This window comes from Ramlibacter sp., assembly GCF_029866045.1.
Classification (GTDB): Bacteria; Pseudomonadota; Gammaproteobacteria; order Burkholderiales; family Burkholderiaceae_C; genus Ramlibacter.
Genome location: NZ_JARXAB010000132.1, coordinates 20,561 through 36,773 on the forward strand (window position 1 = coordinate 20,561; position 16,213 = coordinate 36,773).

Sequence of the window (16,213 nt, forward strand, 5' to 3'; positions counted from 1 at the left end):
GGTGAGGGCGAGCGGACCGGACCGCCCCGCCGTCGTTCAGGCGGCCAGGAAGGCCGCCAGCTCCGAGATCACCCGCTGGGGCTGTTCGTGCACCAGCCAATGGCTGGCCTCGGGCAGGCGGTGCAGGGTCATGCGCGGCACCCAGCGCTCCAGGCCATCGAGCAGACTGGGGAGCAGCGCCTCGTCCTGCATGCCCCACAGCACCAGGGTGGGCACTTCCACGGTGAGCATTGCGTCGGGCAGGGTTACAGCCGCCGCAGCCGGGTCCTCCGGCCGGGGCGGCCGCAGCGGCGAGGCTGCGTAGTAGCGGCAGCCAGCCGCCAGGCCAGGGCCACCCCGCCAAAGTGCGCGGTACTGGTCGCGGGTGGCTGCGTCCATCCAGGGAACGAAGCGGCCCTCGGCATCCTGAAACCAACGCCACAAGCGAGCGTGGTCGTCGGCGCCCATCATCTCGGCGGCGTCGGGCCGCAGCAAGAAGTTCATGTAGGCGCTGGCCGCTTGCTGCGCCGGGTTGTGCACCAGCTCACGGGCGAAGGTGCCGGGGTGGGGTGAGTTGAAGATCGCCAGCCGCCGCAGGTGGCGGGGTTGGTCAGCGGACTGTCGGTTGGCCAGTCCCCAGGCCGTGGCCCCGCCCCAGTCGTGGGCCACCAGGGCCTCGGCCGGTTGGCCCCGGCCTTCGATCTCGATCAGCGCCGCGATGTCGGCAATCAGGTGCTTGGCCCGGTAGGCCTCCACTTCTGCGGGCGCGCTGGAGCCTGCATAGCCGCGCAGGTTCGGCGCCACGCAGCGGTAGCCGCCGTGCTCGGGCCGGGAAAAGTGCGCCAGCAGGGGGTCCCAGACGAAGGCACCCTCGGGAAAGCCGTGTAAAAAAACCAGTAGCGGCCTGCCAGGCTCGCCTGTCGCCCGGCAGTCCAGGGTGATGCCGTGGGGGAGGGTGAGCGGGAAGGTCTCGATCATGGTGTGTGGGGCAGCCGGTCGGGATCGGGGTCGATATCGATAGTGGGTGGGGGCGCAGGTGCACGTGCTTGCCCTGAGCCCGCGTCGTCGATGCCCTCGGTCGGCTTTTCCGAGACATCGCTCGGGTGCGTCCACTGCCACAGCAGATGCGCCACCTCGCCGACGCCCTGCTTCTTCAAGGCGGAAAAGAGCTTCACCTCCCCGCCGCCCGCCTGCAAGCGAGTGATCGAGAGGGCCTTGTTGGCCTCCTGGCGATTGAGCTTGTCGGCCTTGGTCAAGAGCACCAAGAATTTCAGGCCCTGCTCCACCCGCGGACGGATGACGTCGAGCAGGATCTCGTCGAGCTCGGTTAGGCCATGACGGGGGTCGCACAACAGGACCACTCCACGCAGGTGCGGCCGGGTCACCAGGTAATTGGCCATCACCTGCTGCCAGCGGATCTTGTCCTGCTTGGGCACTGCCGCATAGCCGTAGCCGGGCAGGTCGGCCAGCACCGCATCGTGCACGCCCTGCTTGCCCAGGGTGAACAGGTTGATGCTTTGGGTGCGGCCCGGCGTCTTGGACGCGAAGGCCAGGCGCTTTTGCTGGGTGAGGGTGTTGATGCAGGTCGACTTGCCGGCGTTGGACCGGCCGACAAAGGCGATTTCGGGATGGGCGTGGTCTGGCAGGAACTCCAGCCGCGGCGCGGTGGTCAGAAAGCGGGCGGTGTGCATCCAGCCTAAGGCCTGCGCAGGGGTCACGGCCCCAGGGAGGGCCGGAGCGGTGGCAGGTGAAGGGGGCGTCGGGCCCGGGGCAGCGGTCATTGGCAGTGGGGCCTGGTGGCTTAGGGGTGTCGGGAATCGGGCCGGCGCGATCAGGGCATCCGGGGCTTGGGTTTGTTCGGGGTCTCCAGGGCCTTTTTTGCTTTTCAGCTTTTGGGGCTTTTACCGCCCAGAGGCATACGCGACCCGGATGGCCATGGCGTATCGAGGGCCGGACGGTATCCGCTAGGGCGCAGGCCCGAGGAGGGCATTGTAGAATCCTCGGGTTCTGCGCCCATCTCAAGATTCGACCATGAAGTTGCACGCTTCCCTGCTCGTGGCTGCCCTGCTGGCGGCGCCCGCGATGCCCTCCCTGGCCAACACGCCTGCCCCCGCCAAGGCCGCTGCCGCCAAGCCCGACCTGGCCGCCGGAGAAGCGCGCTACACCGCGATGTGCGCTGCCTGCCATGGCGCCGACGGCAATTCCGGCTCGCCGGCCTATCCCAAGCTGGCGGGCCAGCACCCCGAATACCTGGCCAAGCAGTTGCAGGAATACAAGTCCGGCAAGCGTGCTAATGCGGTGATGCAGGGCATGGCCGCTGGCCTGTCCGACGCCGACATGAAAAACATTGCCGCCTGGGCGGCCAGCCAGAAGCCGAAGTCTGGCTTTGCCAAGGACAAGGAACTGGTCTCCCTGGGTGAGCGCATCTGGCGCGGCGGCATTGCCGACCGCAACATCGCGGCTTGCGCTGGCTGCCACTCGCCCAATGGCGCCGGGATCCCTGCCCAGTACCCGCGCATTGCCGGCCAGCACGCCGACTACACCATCGCCCAATTGACCGGGTTCCGTGACGGTGTTCGCAAGAACAACGTTCAAATGACCCAGGTCGCGGCCAAGCTCAATGACCGTGAGATCCGCGCAGTCTCCGACTACGCAGCCGGTCTGCGCTGAAGGCGCCGGCTTGACCTGAGGCGGGGCGTTCCGCCGGGCTTTAACATCCGACAGGCGGAGCGCTTTCCTAGCGTCCGCCTGTTTTCTTTTTGCCCCTGCTGCCGACCCGGTGGGCGCCGCCCCCGCATACTCCTGATGTCATGACGATGATCTCCGACAGCCCCTCCGCCGATGCGGGCCGCCAGGCCCTTCGCCCGGTATTGGAGCTGCTGTCGTCGATGCGCTTTGCGATCTCGCTGCTCTCCGTCATCTGCATCGCCTCGGTCATTGGCACTGTTCTCAAGCAGCACGAGCCGGCGACCAATTACATCAACCAGTTCGGTCCCTTCTGGGCCGCGTTGTTCACCTCGCTGGGCCTCAACGCCGTTTACAGCGCCTGGTGGTTTCTCCTGATTCTGGCCTTCCTGGTGCTCAGTACCTCGCTGTGCATTGCCCGTAACGCGCCCAAGATCCTGGCCGATTTGCGCTCGGCCAAGGAGAGCATCCGCGAGCAGGCGCTTCAGGCCTTTCCGCATCGGGCTCAGGGCGATGTGTCGGGTGACTCTGAGGCCGCCGCCCGGCGCATCGGCGGAGCGCTGGCCCAGGCTGGCTGGAAGGTCAAGCTGCAGCGGCGCGAGGGCGTGCAAGGCGCGGGCTGGATGGTCGCCGCCCGTGCCGGTGCCGCCAACAAGCTGGGTTATCTGGCGGCGCACAGCGCCATCGTGCTGGTCTGCATCGGCGGGCTGCTCGATGGCGACCTGATCGTGCGTGCCCAGATGCTGTGGGGCGGCAAACAGCCCTACACCGGCGGCGGCATGATCGCCGAGGTGCCGGCCCAGCACCGGCTCCCGCTCACCAACCCGACCTTCCGCGGTAATGTCATGGTTGCCGAGGGCATGCAGTCGGCCACTGCCATCCTCAACCAAAGTGACGGCATCCTCCTGCAGGAGCTGCCTTTCGCGATCGAGCTGAAGAAGTTCATCGTGGAGTACTACTCCACCGGCATGCCCAAGCTGTTTGCCAGCGACATCGTCATTCATGACAAGGCGACGGGTGAGGCGGTACCAGCGCGCGTGGAGGTGAACCACCCGGCCCGCTGGCGCGGCATCGAGATCTACCAGTCCAGCTTCGACGACGGCGGCTCCAAGGTGACGCTGCAGGCGCTGCCCCTGGCTGCCGGCGGCAAGCGCTTCGAGGTCGACGGTCTGATCGGCGGCACCACGCCGCTTTCCCGCGGCCAGGCGGCTGATGCCGACCAGATGACACTGGAGTACACCGCGCTGCGGGTGATCAACGTCGAAAACATGAGCCAGGCAGGCGCTGGCGCTGAGGTCAGCGGCGCCGACCCGCGCAAGGTCGACCTGGGTCAGGCGATTGAGTCGCGCCTGGGGGCGGGCCACAAGACCACCACCCCCAAGACGCTGAAAAACGTCGGCCCCAGCATCACCTACAAGCTGCGCGACGCAGCTGGCCAAGCGCGCGAGTTTCACAACTATATGTTGCCGGTTGCCCTCGGCGCGGAGGGGGAGCCGCCGGTATTTCTGCTGGGCGTGCGCGAGAACGTCGCCGACACCTTCCGCTACCTGCGCCTGCCGGCGGACGCCAACGACTCCCTCGACGGCTTCCTCCGCCTGAACGCCGCGCTGCGTGACCCGGCGCTGCGCGCCGAGGCGGTGCGCCGGTACACCGTGCAAGCCACCGACGCGGCCCGTCCCGACCTGGCCCGCCAACTCGAGTCCTCGGCGGCTCGTGCGATCAATCTCTTCGCCGGCGCAGAAGCTGTGGACGGCAAGCAGGTGGCCGGGCTGCAAGCCCTGTCCGATTTCATGGAGGCCAACGTCCCCGAGGCCGAGCGCACCCGCGCCGGCGAGGTCGTGATCCGTATCCTGAATGGCACCCTGTACCAGTTGGCTCAGCTCGCGCAGCAGCGTGCCGGCCAGCCCCCACTTCCCGCCGACGCCCGTACCCAGTCCTTCCTTAGCCAGGCAGTCCTGGGGCTGAGTGATCTGGCGCTTTATCCCGCGCCCCTGGTCTTCCAGCTCAAGGACTTCCAGCAGGTGCAGGCCAGCGTCTTCCAGGTGGCCCGTGCCCCCGGCCGCAACATTGTCTATTTGGGCTGCGCATTGCTGATCCTCGGCATTTTCGCCATGCTCTACGTCCGTGAGCGCCGCCTCTGGGTCTGGCTCGCGCCGGCCCCGCAGGGCGCTGCCACCACCGCCGCAACCCTGGCCCTTTCGTCCAACCGCAAGACCCTGGATGGCGACCGAGAATTCGAACGCCTGCGCGACCTCATCCTCGAGCTGAAGAAATGAACCCGGCCACGACCACCACCACGCTGACCCTCAATCCCAGCTTCCTCGCCCGGCGCAATGCGCTCGACTGGGTGTTCGCACTGCTGGTGCTGGTGGGCGGCGCGTTCGCCTTCACCCGCTACCAGGCGTCCATGGACGTCTACGAGAAAGCCATCCTGCTCGGGACGTTGCCCTGCGCCATCTGGCTGGGCTGGTTCTGGCGGCCCCTGTCGGTGCTGTCGATCGGCGTGGCGGTGCTTTCCTTGTGGGCGATCACCAGCTACCAGGGCGACCTGGCCCGGGCCGACACCGTCTTCTGGCTCAAGTACTTCCTCTCCAGCCAGTCCGCCATTCTCTGGATGAGCATGCTCTTTTTCATGAGCACGGCGTTCTACTGGGGCGGCATGTTGGTGCGTGGTGCCGCCGGCTCCTTCGAGCGTCTGGGTTCAGGCCTGGCGTGGGCCGCGGTGGTGATGGCTCTGGTGGGAACCATGGTCCGCTGGTACGAGAGCCATCAGCTCGGCCCCGACATTGGCCACATCCCGGTCAGCAACCTCTACGAGGTTTTCGTGCTGTTTTGCTGGATGACGGCCCTGTTCTATTTGTACTTCGAGCGCCAGTACGACACCCGGGCCCTGGGCGCCTTCGTGATGCTGGTGGTGAGCGCTGCGGTTGGCTTCCTGCTTTGGTACACCCTGGTGCGCGAGGCGCACGAGATCCAACCCTTGGTTCCCGCTCTCAAGAGCTGGTGGATGAAGCTGCATGTGCCCGCCAACTTCGTCGGCTACGGCACCTTCGCCCTCGCGGCCATGGTGGCCTTTGCCTATTTGATCAAGGTCCAGGCGAGCGAAACCCGCTGGTGGAAGCTGGCGCCGCTGGGCCTGCTGGGCATCGTGCTGTGCTTCGAGCCCTTGGTATTCCGCCAGTCGCCCTCCTCGGCCGCGGGCGGGGAGGGCGCCGCCGGCACGAGCGCCTACTGGGTGGTTTACTTCGGAATTTCCGCCCTGATCGTGACGGGTATCCTGGCGCTGCGCCGGCGCATTGCCGAGCGCCTGCCTGCGCTGGAGGTGCTCGACGACGTGATGTACAAGGCCATCGCGGTGGGCTTTGCCTTCTTCACCATTGCCACCGTTCTGGGTGCGCTGTGGGCCGCCGAGGCTTGGGGAGGCTACTGGAGTTGGGACCCCAAGGAAACCTGGGCGCTCATCGTCTGGCTCAATTACGCCGCCTGGTTGCACATGCGCCTGATGAAGGGGCTGCGCGGAGCGGTCTCGGCCTGGTGGGCGTTGGTCGGCTTGGCAATTACCACCTTTGCTTTCCTGGGAGTGAACATGTTCCTCTCTGGCCTGCATAGCTACGGCAACCTCTGAGCGTTGGCGGCCTTAGGTGCCGCTCACCCAAACTTTCACAGGACGCCGCTTTTCGCGTCGGCCGTCTGTCTCTGTTGAAACTGCGGACCCCTGGCAGTCCTGCGAGGTCCGATCGGCCTTGACCGCGCAGGCTCGGCGGGCATCCGTTCCGTGGTATCAATCGGTATGCGCTGGCCACTCGGCGGCGCCCCCCGGAATGGAGCGATACAAGCCATGTTGATTAAGACCCAGCGCGACGGATTCGTGCATGAGCGGCCCAGCGAGATCACCCCCCGCGCGATCTATCAGGAGCGGCGCGACCTGATGCGCTGGATGGCCAGCGGCGCTGCTGGCGTGGGCCTGGCCGCCTGGGCGGGGCGCGAGGCTCTCGCCCAGTCCGCCACTGCCAGGCCGGGCAAGCTGGCTCCGCTCCCCGGTCGGCGCTCCGCGGTTGCCGGAGCCGCCACCGTGGAAAAGGTGACCGATTACCGGGACGCCAGCACCTACAACAACTTCTACGAATTCGGCACCGACAAGACCGACCCGGCCCGCAACGCCCACACCTTGCAGACGCAACCCTGGACGGTGGAGATCGACGGTCTGGTGCGCAAACCCGGCCGCTATGCCATCGAAGACCTGATCAAACTCAGCGCCCAGGAAGAACGGATCTACCGGCTTCGCTGCGTGGAGGGCTGGTCCATGGTGATTCCTTGGGTCGGCTACTCCTTGTCCAAGCTGATCGACAAGGTTGAGCCCCTGGGCAGCGCGAAGTACGTGGAGTTCACCACCCTGGTGGACCGCAAGACCATGCCCTATGTGAACTCCAGCGTGCTGGACTGGCCCTATGTCGAGGGGCTGCGCATGGACGAGGCCCGTCACCCGCTCACCCTGCTGGGCTTTGGCATGTACGGCGAGGTCATGCCCAACCAGAACGGCGCGCCGGTGCGACTGGTCGTGCCCTGGAAGTACGGTTTCAAGAGCGCCAAGTCGATCGTGCGCATCAGCTTCACGGAGCAAGAGCCCGGCACTGCCTGGAACAAGGCGGCCAAGAACGAGTACGGCTTCTATTCCAATGTGAACCCTCAGGTGGACCACCCACGTTGGAGCCAGGCCACCGAGCGGCGAATTGGCGAAGATGGCCTTTTTGCCAAGCGCCGCAAGACCCTGATGTTCAACGGCTATGAGCCCCAGGTCGGCCAGCTTTACGCGGGCATGGACCTGCGCAAGTTCTACTGAGAGACCGGCCGTGTCCGCCCCTGCACCATCCTCCGCATCGCCGGCGGCCGTGCGCCCATCGCCAACTGCCTACCCCCGAGGCGGTGGCACCCCGCACCAGCCCCCGAGGCTCCCCTCGCCGGGGCCGACATTGCGGACCCGAATCAACCGCTGGCTGATCGCTCGCTGGGTCCAACCCCTGCTCACCGTCCTGTGCCTGCTGCCCCTGGCGTGGCTACTTTTCGCCGCCTTCACCGACCAACTGGGCGCCAACCCGGCCGAGGCCCTGATCCGCGCCAGCGGTGATTGGGCGTTGCGTTTTCTCTGCCTGACCCTGGCGATCACGCCTTTGCGCGTCGGTCTGCAACTGCCCACGCTGGGGCGTCTGCGGCGCACCCTGGGCCTGTTCGTGGCCTTCTACGCGCTGAACCACCTGCTGGCCTATTCCTGGTTCGACATGGGTTTTGAGTTGGACGACATCGCCAGTGACATCGCCAAGCGCCCCTTCATCCTGGTCGGCATGGTGGCCTTTGGCCTGCTGCTGCCCTTGGCGGCCACGTCGTTAAACCGGGCAGTGAAGGCGCTGGGAGCGGTGCGCTGGCGCATCCTGCACAAGGCGGTATTCGGCATTGCGGTGCTGGCCCTGCTGCACTTTTACTGGATGCGTTCGGCCAAGAACGATGTGGCCGAGGTGGTGGTCTATGCCCTGGTGCTGGGCTTTTTGGTGGGCTGGCGGGTTCGCCATGCCTGGCAGGACCAGCGAGAAGGCGTGATCAACTGAGTTGGCAACGCTGACCCGGTGGCGGGTTGGGCAAGCGCCTCCAGACCCTGCGTACGGTGGTACGCAAGTCAGTCGGCCTTCTCAGCCCACCAGCCGCTCGCCCCGCATCTGGTCTTCCACCGTCTCGCGTTCCCGAATGAGGTGCGCCTGCTCGCCGTCGACCAGCACCTCGGCCGGGCGGCCACGGGTGTTGTAGTTGCTGGCCATGCTCATGCAGTAGGCGCCAGCTGAGAGAACCGCCATCAGGTCGCCGGGCTGCACCGCCAGGGCGCGGTCGCGGCCGAGCCAATCTCCGCTCTCGCAGACCGGACCGACCACGTCATAGACGGTGGTGTCCGCACCCTCGCGCTCGGTGAGCGGGACGATGGCGTGGAAGGCTTCGTACATGGCCGGCCGCGGCAGGTCGTTCATTGCTGCGTCGACGATGCAGAAGTTCTTTTGGTCCCCAGGCTTGAGGTACTGCACCTCGGTGATGCACAGGCCGGCATTGCCCACCAAGGAGCGGCCGGGCTCCACCATGAGGTGGCGGTCGCCGAAGCCGCGCGCGTCGAGCTTGGCCAAGAGCTGCTGCCACAGCGCGTCGGCCTCGGGCGGCGTGTCGCCCTTGTAGTTGATGCCCAGGCCACCACCGAAGTCGATGTGGGCCAGACGCGTGACCTGGGCCTCGATGGCCTCGACGAGCTCGAGCACACGGTCCATTGCATCCAGGTAGGGGCCGGTCTCGGTGATCTGCGAGCCGATGTGGCAGTCGATGCCGACCACCTTCAGCCCGGGCAAGCTGGCCGCGCGCCGGTAGGCCGCCAGAGTGCGCTCGTGCGCCACGCCAAACTTGTTGCCCTTGAGGCCGGTGGAGATATAGGGGTGTGTCTTGGCGTCGACGTTGGGGTTGACGCGGATGCTCACGGGTGCGCGCAGGCCCATGCTCTGGGCGACTTCACTCAATACCTCGAGTTCGGGCTCGCTCTCGACGTTGAAGCAGCCGATGCCTGCTTGCAGCGCCTGGCGCATCTCGGCGCGGGTTTTGCCCACGCCCGAAAAGATGATCTTGGCCGGCTCGGCCCCTGCGGTGAGCGCACGCGTGAGTTCGCCGCCGGAGACGATGTCGAAGCCGCAGCCCGCGCTGGCGAAGACTTGCAGCACCGCGAGGGACGAGTTGGCCTTCATCGCGTAATGGATGGTGGACTGGCGGCCGGCAAAGCCGCGCTGATAGGCCGCCAGGGCCGAGCGCATCCCGGCCTTGGAATAAACGAAGAGCGGCGTGCCATGGACCTTTGCCAGGTCGGACAGGCGGCATCCCTCCAGCCACAGTTCAGAGCCGCGGCGGGCCAACTGGGGCGAGCCGGGCAGGGAGGAGACGGAGGGCTGGGTCATGGCTGGCGGAGGGGCAAGGCGGGGGCTGCAGCAGGTGCGGGACGAGCGGCTGGCGAGGCGGTCGACGCGGAGGCCGGCGCAGAGGCAAGCCCCTTGGGCGCGGACGCCGGTCCCCGTGGCAGGACCTGGGGCTTGGCGGACGGCAGCACGAGGTCTCCCTTCTGGCCGCAGGCAGATAGGCTGGTGAGTGCAGCCACGCAGAGGGCGAGGCCTAGAATCGTCTTCGTCTTGCGGAACATCGAAGAATTGTAATGACCGACCTGGAGTACCTGGACCATGCCGAGGCCTTGCTGGGCCGGGTTGAAGCTTGCTGTGACCGATTCAACGACGAGACCGACGCCGACATCGACAACCAGCGGGTCGGCGGGATGGTCACGCTCACGTTTGCCAATCGCAGCCAGATCATCGTGAACTTGCAAAAGCCGCTGCAGGAGGTCTGGATGGCCGCCCGCGCTGGCGGCTACCACTACAAGTTCGACGGTGCCTGCTGGATGGACACCAAGGGCCACGGTGAGTTCTTCGGCCACCTTAGCCGCTGCGCCAGCGAGCAGGCGGGGACGGCGCTGGATTTCAGCGCCTGAGGGCGGATCTACCCGCCCGTTCGTTTCGGCATCCGTCTCACCCGCCTGCCTGGCGCCGTAGCGCCTCGCGCCCGTGCGGATCCGCCAGATCCGCGATGAGCGCGCCACGCTCCTGGAGGGTGGTGCCACGCAGGTCCGCCACCCCATGCTCCGTGACGATCAGGTCGACGTCGGTTGCTGTCGAGGTGACATGTCCGCAGCGCGGCACAATTCGGCTCGTTCCCTTTCCCGTGACGGAGACCAGCGCCGCGATCGCCAGGCCGCCGGCGCTGGCCCGTGCGGCGCGGAAATAGTCCGTCTGGCCACCCACCGTGCCCACGTAGCGATCGCCCAGGAGCTCGGCGTTCAACTGCCCGGCCAAGTCGGCCTCTATCGCTGAATTGATGGCCATCCGGGGTGATCCCGGGACGGGGACCACCAGTTCCGCCGGCGTGGCAAAGCCCAGCAGACCGTCGACAGACAGAGACTCGTACAAGCGCTGGCTGCCCACAGCCAGCGAGGCCAGGCAGGTGTCTGGCCTCGTGGTGTCGAGGGCGCCGCTGTCGGCGAGGTCGAGCAGCCAGTCGCCGGCCATGCCCGAGCGGATCTTCAGGCCCTTGTGCCCCCGGAGTGCCTCGGCAATGGCCGCGGCCAGTCCGCCGATGCCCAGTTGCAGTGTCGCGCCGTCGGGCACCAGGCCGGCGACCCGGCGGGCGACCGCCCGCTGCGCCTCGCTGGGGGCCTCGGCCGCCGGTTCCGGCAAGGGGGTGTCGCTCTCGTGGGCTACCACCACCCGGCTGTGGTGCAGGCGGCCGCGGCCGCGCGTCTTCGGGACCCTGATATTGACTTCGACGATCACCTGCCGGGCCACCTGCGCCGCCTCCCAGACATAGTCGAGCGTGCAACCCAGGCTGTGGAAGCCGTCCGCGTCTGGCGGAGACACTTGCAGCAGCACCACGTCGACCGGCATCTGGCGCGATGCGATCTGGGCCGACAGCTGGGACAGCGAAGTGGGTACCACGCGCGCGCGCTCGCGGGCCACCGCCTTACCCAAGGTGCCCAGGCCGCAGTAAGTGGTGAGCCGCAGGCCCTGGGGCAGGTCACCCGCCCAGGCCGGGTTCAACGACAGGCCGCAGTACACCTGCAGCGGATCGAGCTGCGGGGCGAGCGCGAAGAGCTCTGACACCAGGCCCAGGGGCTCGCTGCAGGCCTGGCCAACGACGATTCGGTCGCCGGTGCGCAGGCATTGCGCCAGCGGGAGCGGAGGCATCAGGTGGCGGCGGGCGATCCGGAGGCCGCCTGCATCTGCAGGTGCTGCGGCAGCTTGCCTGCGATCGTAAGCGTCATGCTGCCCGTGCCCTCGCTGGCGTGGCCGTCGAGGTCGGCAGACAGGGCCACCGGCTGGATACGGTGCCAGTGCTCTTTGTGCGTGCTGTCGGGGAGCACGACCTTGGAGGGGTGCGACACATCCCAGACGTCTGACTCCAGGTGGTTCTCCCCGCGCCACACGCCCAGCCCCTTGCCGTCGTCGTAGCCGCCGCTGTAGCCCAGGCCCTGCATGGCGATGGAGGCGCCTCGCGCCAGCACACCAATGCGCATGGACTGGCCGCCCTCGAAGCTCACATCGACCTGCGCCTGCCGGAAGCGGCGTGTACCTTCATGCAATTGCACGCTCAGCGCGATTCGGGTGGCGTGCATTGAGGCCTGCGTGCGACGGTCGGTGACGACACCGGTGGTGTAGGGCGTATCGTCGCCGCGTCCCGAGAACAGCAGCGAGCCGCTGTGGGTGTCGGTGGAGAAGAACAGGAAGGACATGACATGCCCCTTTTCGGCGAGCGTCACCTTGGGGCCGGTCACTGGCTCGGGCACGCCCATTCCGCGGCGCACGCCCCAGGAGTGGTCTCGGCAGGCTCACCAGCGGTCGATCTCGATGCGCTGGCCGCCGGCCTCCAGCCAGCCGCTGGCAACCCCGATCTGGTCGAAGCGGCGGTAGTCCTCGACGGTGCGACTTTGCAGGCGGCTGTAGTGCGGGTGCTCCTCATGGGCCGGCTCCACGCAGTCCCAGCGCAGTTGCCCGTGCAGCGGGTGCTCGCCCGGTGCGATGTCGATCTGGAAGGACTTGAGCGGCTCCACCGGCTGCACGCGCAGCGGACCGCACACGGTCTCGACGCTGCCATTGAGCGAGCGCGACACGCGTACGTTGTACTGCTTGCCGCCTACGATCATCACCGCCCCTCCGTCCAGGACATTCATGTTGCGGTAGGCGCCCATCGTGACCTGGATGGCCACGCGGCCGTCGGGCGAGTAGATGGCGAACCAGTAGCGGTCGAACCAGCGCGGGTCACTGGTCCAGACATGGTCGAATGTGGTGGGCAGCTGGTGCCAAAGGGTGTCGTCGAGAGGTGTGAGCATGGGCTGTGTTTAATGCGAAGAGGGGGTGCTGGGCGCGGTCGGCACATAGCGCATCGGCACGCGCGAGGCTCGCTCGGTCATGTGCTGCACGATGGCACGATGCTGTTCGGGCGCGAGGCCCTCGCTGCAGACCGCCTCGGCGAGCAGTTCGCGCAGGCGCCCGTTGGTTTCGTCCAGAGCGGCGTTGTCGACCGGGTCGGGCTCGGCCTCCGCCAGGCAGGCCGCCACACGGTCGGCAAGGCCGCTGGCCAGCGAAGGCTGCAGCGCCGCCAGCAGCCGCGCAGTCGCATGGTTGTCCTCGCGAATGAAACCTGGCAACGCAGGCAGGGCGCCGGTGAGCATGCGCAGGTTGGCCACCAGCCCGTCGAGCATGGTGCGCGCAAACGGGTCGGCGACGCAGGGCGCCACCAAGGTCTCGAGGATGCGACAGGTGCCAAGCAGCTGGTCTTCGACGCTGGGTTTCATGGGGTCTTGCTTTGCGCAGTTACTCGCGAAACGCTCACGATGCGGCCTCCATCATCTGGAACATCGGGCGGTACAGCCACGACGGTGTCTGGAACACGCGGTTGTAGCGGCCGTCCACAAACTCGGCGACGGCAGTCAACTGGATCACTGCCAGCTTCCAGCACGAAAACACGTTCCACCACAGGAGGTCGGCCTCGCGGACGCTGTGTCCTGTCAACTCGCGATAGGCCTCTACGATCTGCTGGCGCTCCCAGTGTCCTGGGATTTGGTGCTCACGCCTGCGCACCGGGTTGGTGACCCAGCCCAGGTCGTCGAGCGGGTCGCCTATTTGCGCCGTTTCCCAATCCAGCTTGGCCGTGATGTGGCCATCCTCGACGAGGGCGTTGCCGGGCTTGAAGTCGCCGTGTACCAAGACGATCGACTCCGCCTGCGGCGCGAGGCGCCGCAGCCAGGCCAAAACGTAGTCGAGCTCGGGGTGCGGCTCGAGCTGGGCCTTCCGGTATTCGCCTTCCCAGTGCGCCAGCGCGGCCAGGGAGGGGCGTCCTGCGGGCAGGCCCAAGCGCTGATCTAGGCCATGTGCCTCCCAATCGACGGCATGGATACTCGCCATTAACCCAATGAACGCTCGGGCCAGCGTCATACGGGATTCGAGCGGCTGCGAGCCGTTGAGGATCATGTAGTCGCACTGCCCGGGCATGCGCTCCATCACCACCGTCGGCGCGCCCAACCAGCGCCCGTCCTCGTCAATCCAAAACACCCGGGGCGCAGGGACCGCGGTGCCTGCCAGCGCTTCGAGCACCGCAAACTCCCGCGTGCGCTCGGTGTGCAGCAGGGTACCGGCCGCGTCGCGCATCAGCATCATTCGATGGCTGTGCGTGCCGGCGTCATCGGTCCAGGTGACGTCCAGTGACCAGTTCTCGCGCGAGAGTCCGCCGGCTCTGCGCACCAATCCCTCCACCGCAATGTCCCGCGCGGACGGAATGGACTGGCGGATCAGGCCCGTCAAGCCGCGGGTGACACCGGTGGCAGGGTCTTCGGTGACGGCGGTGGCAGGGGTGGTGCGGGCCATGGCGACGGCTTCAGTCATGCATCAATTTCCGTGGAGGGCGCCAGCCCCGGCGAAGGGCTGGCCCATGACGCGCTCGTAGCGCGCGATAAAGGCCGGCCACACCTGCGGGTTGACCAGTCGGGCGGGTCGCTCGCCGCGGGCGAAGGCCAGGATCTGGTCGGCAGACATGGCCGCCATCTGGCGGCGCGCGCCAGCGGAGACGCCCGCTGTATGGGTGGTGGCCAGGACCTGGTCCAGGCGCAAAAGCGGATGGTCGGCCGGCGGCGGTTCTACCGCCCAGACGTCTAGGCCCGCGCCAGCCAGGTGGCCGCTGACCAGCGCGTCGTACAAGGCCACCTCGTCGTGGATACCGCCACGCGCGGTGGTGATGAACAGCGCGCCCGGCTTCATCGCGGCGAAGGCCGAGCGACCGAGCAGTCCTTCCGTCTCCGGCGTCAACGGGCAGTGCAGCGAGATCACATTTGCGTCTTGCAGCAACTGCTGGAGGGTCACGGATTGGGCACCGCGATGCGTGATCTCTTCGGGGCTTAGGTAGGGGTCGGTGGCCAGCACCCTCATGCCGAGCGCCCGTCCCAAGGCAGCCACACGCGTCCCTGCATGGCCGATACCGACCAGGCCCAGTACCGCGCCCTGGAGGTCGCTGCCCATGGCCTGTTGCCGGGTGAAGCGCTCGCCGCGGCGCAGGCGTCGGTCGGATTCGGCAATTCGCTTGGACAGTCCCAGCAGCAGGCCGATGGTGTGCTCGGCGACGGCCGCAGCGTTACTGCCGGCCTGGTTCATCACGCAGACGCCGGCGGCGGTGCAGGCCGCCACGTCCACCGTGTCGTAGCCGGCACCGTACGCGGATACTGCCAACAGCTGCGGGCTACGTTCGAGCAGCGCCTGTCCTGCCAGCCAGTGCGCCGGCAAATCGTCGCGGGCGGAAGCGATGTGATAGACGTGAGCTTCGTGAAAGGCCGCCCAGGTCCGAGCCTCGTCGCCATGCACCGGGTGAACCTGCAATGCCACGCCTGCCGCTGCGCCCACCCGGGAGTCGAAGGTGTGGGCGTCGAGCGGCGTGTCCAGGCGCAGCACGCGCATCATTCAGCCTTCATCCCGGTGGTGCGGACCAGGTCACCCCAGCGCCTGCGTTCGCGGGCGGCGAAGGCCGCGGTCTCTTGTGGTGTCGAAGTGGTCAGGCGCGCGCCGACTTCGAGGAAGCGTTTTTGTAGCGCCGGGTTGGCGGCCACATCGGCCATGGTCCGCGAGAGCTTGTCCAGCACCGCTTGCGGGGTGCCCGGCGGTGCCACGATCGCGCCCCAGGAAGTCATGACGAAATCGGGCATGCCGGCTTCTGCCATCGTCGGTACGTCTGGCAGGGTCGGCCAGCGCTCGGGGCAGGTCACCGCCAGGCCGCGTACCTGGCCGTTGGCCAGGAAGGCCGCGTAGCTGGCCATGTTGTCGATCGCCACGTCGATGTTGCCCGCCAACAGCAGCGACACCGTCTGCGGGCCGCCACGGGTGGGGATATGGGTGGAGCGGACGCCCGTGCGCTGCTGGAACAGCTCGCCCGCGAGGTGAGGCGTGGTGCCCACGCCAGATGAGCCGTAGCTGATGCCCTGTGGCCGGGCCTTGGCCCAAGCGATGAATTCAGTGAGGGTCTTGGACGGGTTGTACTGCGCCGGCACCATCACCACGTTGCAGTTGGCCCAGAAAGTGGACACATAACCAAGGGACTCGGGGTCATAGCCCAGGCGCGGGTACAGAAACTGGTTGATCGACAATGTGCCGATGGTGGCCGACATCAGCGTACTGCCATCCGGCGCCGACTTGGCGCCGGACTCCATGCCGATATTGCCGCCGGCGCCGGTACGGTTTTCCACGACGAAGTTCTGGCCCAGGCGCTTTTGCAATTCGTCGGCCATGATGCGCGCCAGCGTGTCCGACGCCCCGCCAGCGGGAAAGGGATTGATGATCTTGACCGGCTTGTCGGGCCAGTTCCCCGACTGCGCCTGAGCCTGAGGCAGGGCGAGCAGGAGCAGCGACAGCAGGGTGCTGCCCAGGCGGGCGGCGGTGGCGAGCTTCATGGAGAT

At 67.2% G+C, this 16,213-nt stretch carries 17 protein-coding genes; 6 read left to right on the top strand and 11 right to left on the bottom strand.

Annotated elements, in window-relative coordinates:
• Nucleotides 1-36: 36 nt before the first annotated feature.
• Nucleotides 37-957 (bottom strand): alpha/beta fold hydrolase, encoded by a 921-nt coding sequence (locus QE494_RS13765; RefSeq protein ID WP_300044105.1) that lies wholly within the window; start codon nucleotides 955-957, stop codon nucleotides 37-39.
• Complete coding sequence (gene yihA, locus QE494_RS13770; RefSeq protein WP_300044151.1) at nucleotides 954-1,670, bottom strand: ribosome biogenesis GTP-binding protein YihA/YsxC; 717 nt, start codon at nucleotides 1,668-1,670, stop codon at nucleotides 954-956. The genes QE494_RS13765 and yihA overlap by 4 nt, the downstream gene beginning before the upstream one ends.
• A gap of 340 nt (nucleotides 1,671-2,010) precedes the next feature.
• On the opposite strand from yihA, the gene QE494_RS13775 reads away from it, so the two are divergent.
• From QE494_RS13775 to QE494_RS13795, 5 genes are all read left to right on the top strand, one after another.
• The gene (locus QE494_RS13775) at nucleotides 2,011-2,649 is read left to right on the top strand and encodes a cytochrome c (protein ID WP_300044107.1); all 639 of its coding nucleotides are present in this window, start codon (nucleotides 2,011-2,013) and stop codon (nucleotides 2,647-2,649) included.
• 146 nt (nucleotides 2,650-2,795) lie between these two features.
• The gene (locus QE494_RS13780) at nucleotides 2,796-4,940 is read left to right on the top strand and encodes a cytochrome c biogenesis protein ResB (RefSeq protein ID WP_300044152.1); all 2,145 of its coding nucleotides are present in this window, start codon (nucleotides 2,796-2,798) and stop codon (nucleotides 4,938-4,940) included.
• A complete protein-coding gene (gene ccsB, locus QE494_RS13785) occupies nucleotides 4,937-6,289 on the top strand; it encodes a c-type cytochrome biogenesis protein CcsB (RefSeq protein WP_300044109.1) in 1,353 nt (450 codons plus the stop codon). Before QE494_RS13780 ends, ccsB begins: the two co-directional genes overlap by 4 nt.
• A gap of 213 nt (nucleotides 6,290-6,502) precedes the next feature.
• Nucleotides 6,503-7,504: a protein-methionine-sulfoxide reductase catalytic subunit MsrP gene (gene msrP / locus QE494_RS13790; RefSeq protein ID WP_300044111.1), complete on the top strand. Its 1,002-nt coding sequence runs from the start codon at nucleotides 6,503-6,505 to the stop codon at nucleotides 7,502-7,504.
• Between the two features lie 130 nt (nucleotides 7,505-7,634).
• A complete protein-coding gene (locus tag QE494_RS13795; protein ID WP_300044112.1) occupies nucleotides 7,635-8,264 on the top strand; it encodes a sulfite oxidase heme-binding subunit YedZ in 630 nt (209 codons plus the stop codon).
• An 81-nt stretch (nucleotides 8,265-8,345) separates the two neighbouring features.
• On the opposite strand, the gene lysA is transcribed toward QE494_RS13795, so the two are convergent.
• Nucleotides 8,346-9,635, bottom strand: a complete 1,290-nt coding sequence (gene lysA / locus QE494_RS13800) for a diaminopimelate decarboxylase (protein WP_300044113.1) — start codon at nucleotides 9,633-9,635, stop codon at nucleotides 8,346-8,348.
• On the bottom strand, nucleotides 9,632-9,913 hold the full coding sequence (locus QE494_RS18525) for a lipoprotein (RefSeq protein WP_369289724.1): 282 nt from the start codon (nucleotides 9,911-9,913) through the stop codon (nucleotides 9,632-9,634). The genes lysA and QE494_RS18525 overlap by 4 nt, the downstream gene beginning before the upstream one ends.
• On the opposite strand from QE494_RS18525, the gene cyaY reads away from it, so the two are divergent.
• The gene (gene cyaY, locus QE494_RS13805; protein ID WP_300044115.1) at nucleotides 9,887-10,216 is read left to right on the top strand and encodes an iron donor protein CyaY; all 330 of its coding nucleotides are present in this window, start codon (nucleotides 9,887-9,889) and stop codon (nucleotides 10,214-10,216) included. The genes QE494_RS18525 and cyaY overlap by 27 nt on opposite strands.
• A 37-nt stretch (nucleotides 10,217-10,253) precedes the next feature.
• Here the strand turns inward: cyaY and QE494_RS13810 are convergent, their stop codons facing one another.
• From QE494_RS13810 to QE494_RS13840, 7 genes are read right to left on the bottom strand one after another with little or no spacing between them, the layout of a single operon-like run.
• A complete protein-coding gene (locus QE494_RS13810; RefSeq protein ID WP_300044117.1) occupies nucleotides 10,254-11,465 on the bottom strand; it encodes an acetyl-CoA hydrolase/transferase family protein in 1,212 nt (403 codons plus the stop codon).
• Nucleotides 11,465-12,082, bottom strand: a complete 618-nt coding sequence (locus QE494_RS13815) for a hypothetical protein (protein ID WP_300044119.1) — start codon at nucleotides 12,080-12,082, stop codon at nucleotides 11,465-11,467. The genes QE494_RS13810 and QE494_RS13815 overlap by 1 nt, the downstream gene beginning before the upstream one ends.
• Before the next feature lie 24 nt (nucleotides 12,083-12,106).
• Entirely contained in the window at nucleotides 12,107-12,607 is a 501-nt protein-coding gene (locus tag QE494_RS13820; RefSeq protein ID WP_300044121.1) for a hypothetical protein, read from the bottom strand.
• Between the two features lie 9 nt (nucleotides 12,608-12,616).
• Nucleotides 12,617-13,072 carry a hypothetical protein gene (locus QE494_RS13825; protein WP_300044123.1) on the bottom strand — a complete coding sequence of 152 codons (456 nt, stop codon included), beginning with the start codon at nucleotides 13,070-13,072 and terminating at the stop codon, nucleotides 12,617-12,619.
• Nucleotides 13,073-13,106: 34 nt separating this feature from the next.
• Entirely contained in the window at nucleotides 13,107-14,159 is a 1,053-nt protein-coding gene (locus QE494_RS13830; protein ID WP_300044124.1) for a phosphotransferase family protein, read from the bottom strand.
• 3 nt (nucleotides 14,160-14,162) lie between these two features.
• Nucleotides 14,163-15,224, bottom strand: coding sequence for a hydroxyacid dehydrogenase (locus QE494_RS13835; protein WP_300044125.1), 1,062 nt, complete (start codon nucleotides 15,222-15,224; stop codon nucleotides 14,163-14,165).
• On the bottom strand, nucleotides 15,221-16,207 hold the full coding sequence (locus tag QE494_RS13840) for a tripartite tricarboxylate transporter substrate binding protein (protein ID WP_300044127.1): 987 nt from the start codon (nucleotides 16,205-16,207) through the stop codon (nucleotides 15,221-15,223). Before QE494_RS13840 ends, QE494_RS13835 begins: the two co-directional genes overlap by 4 nt.
• Nucleotides 16,208-16,213: the final 6 nt, after the last annotated feature.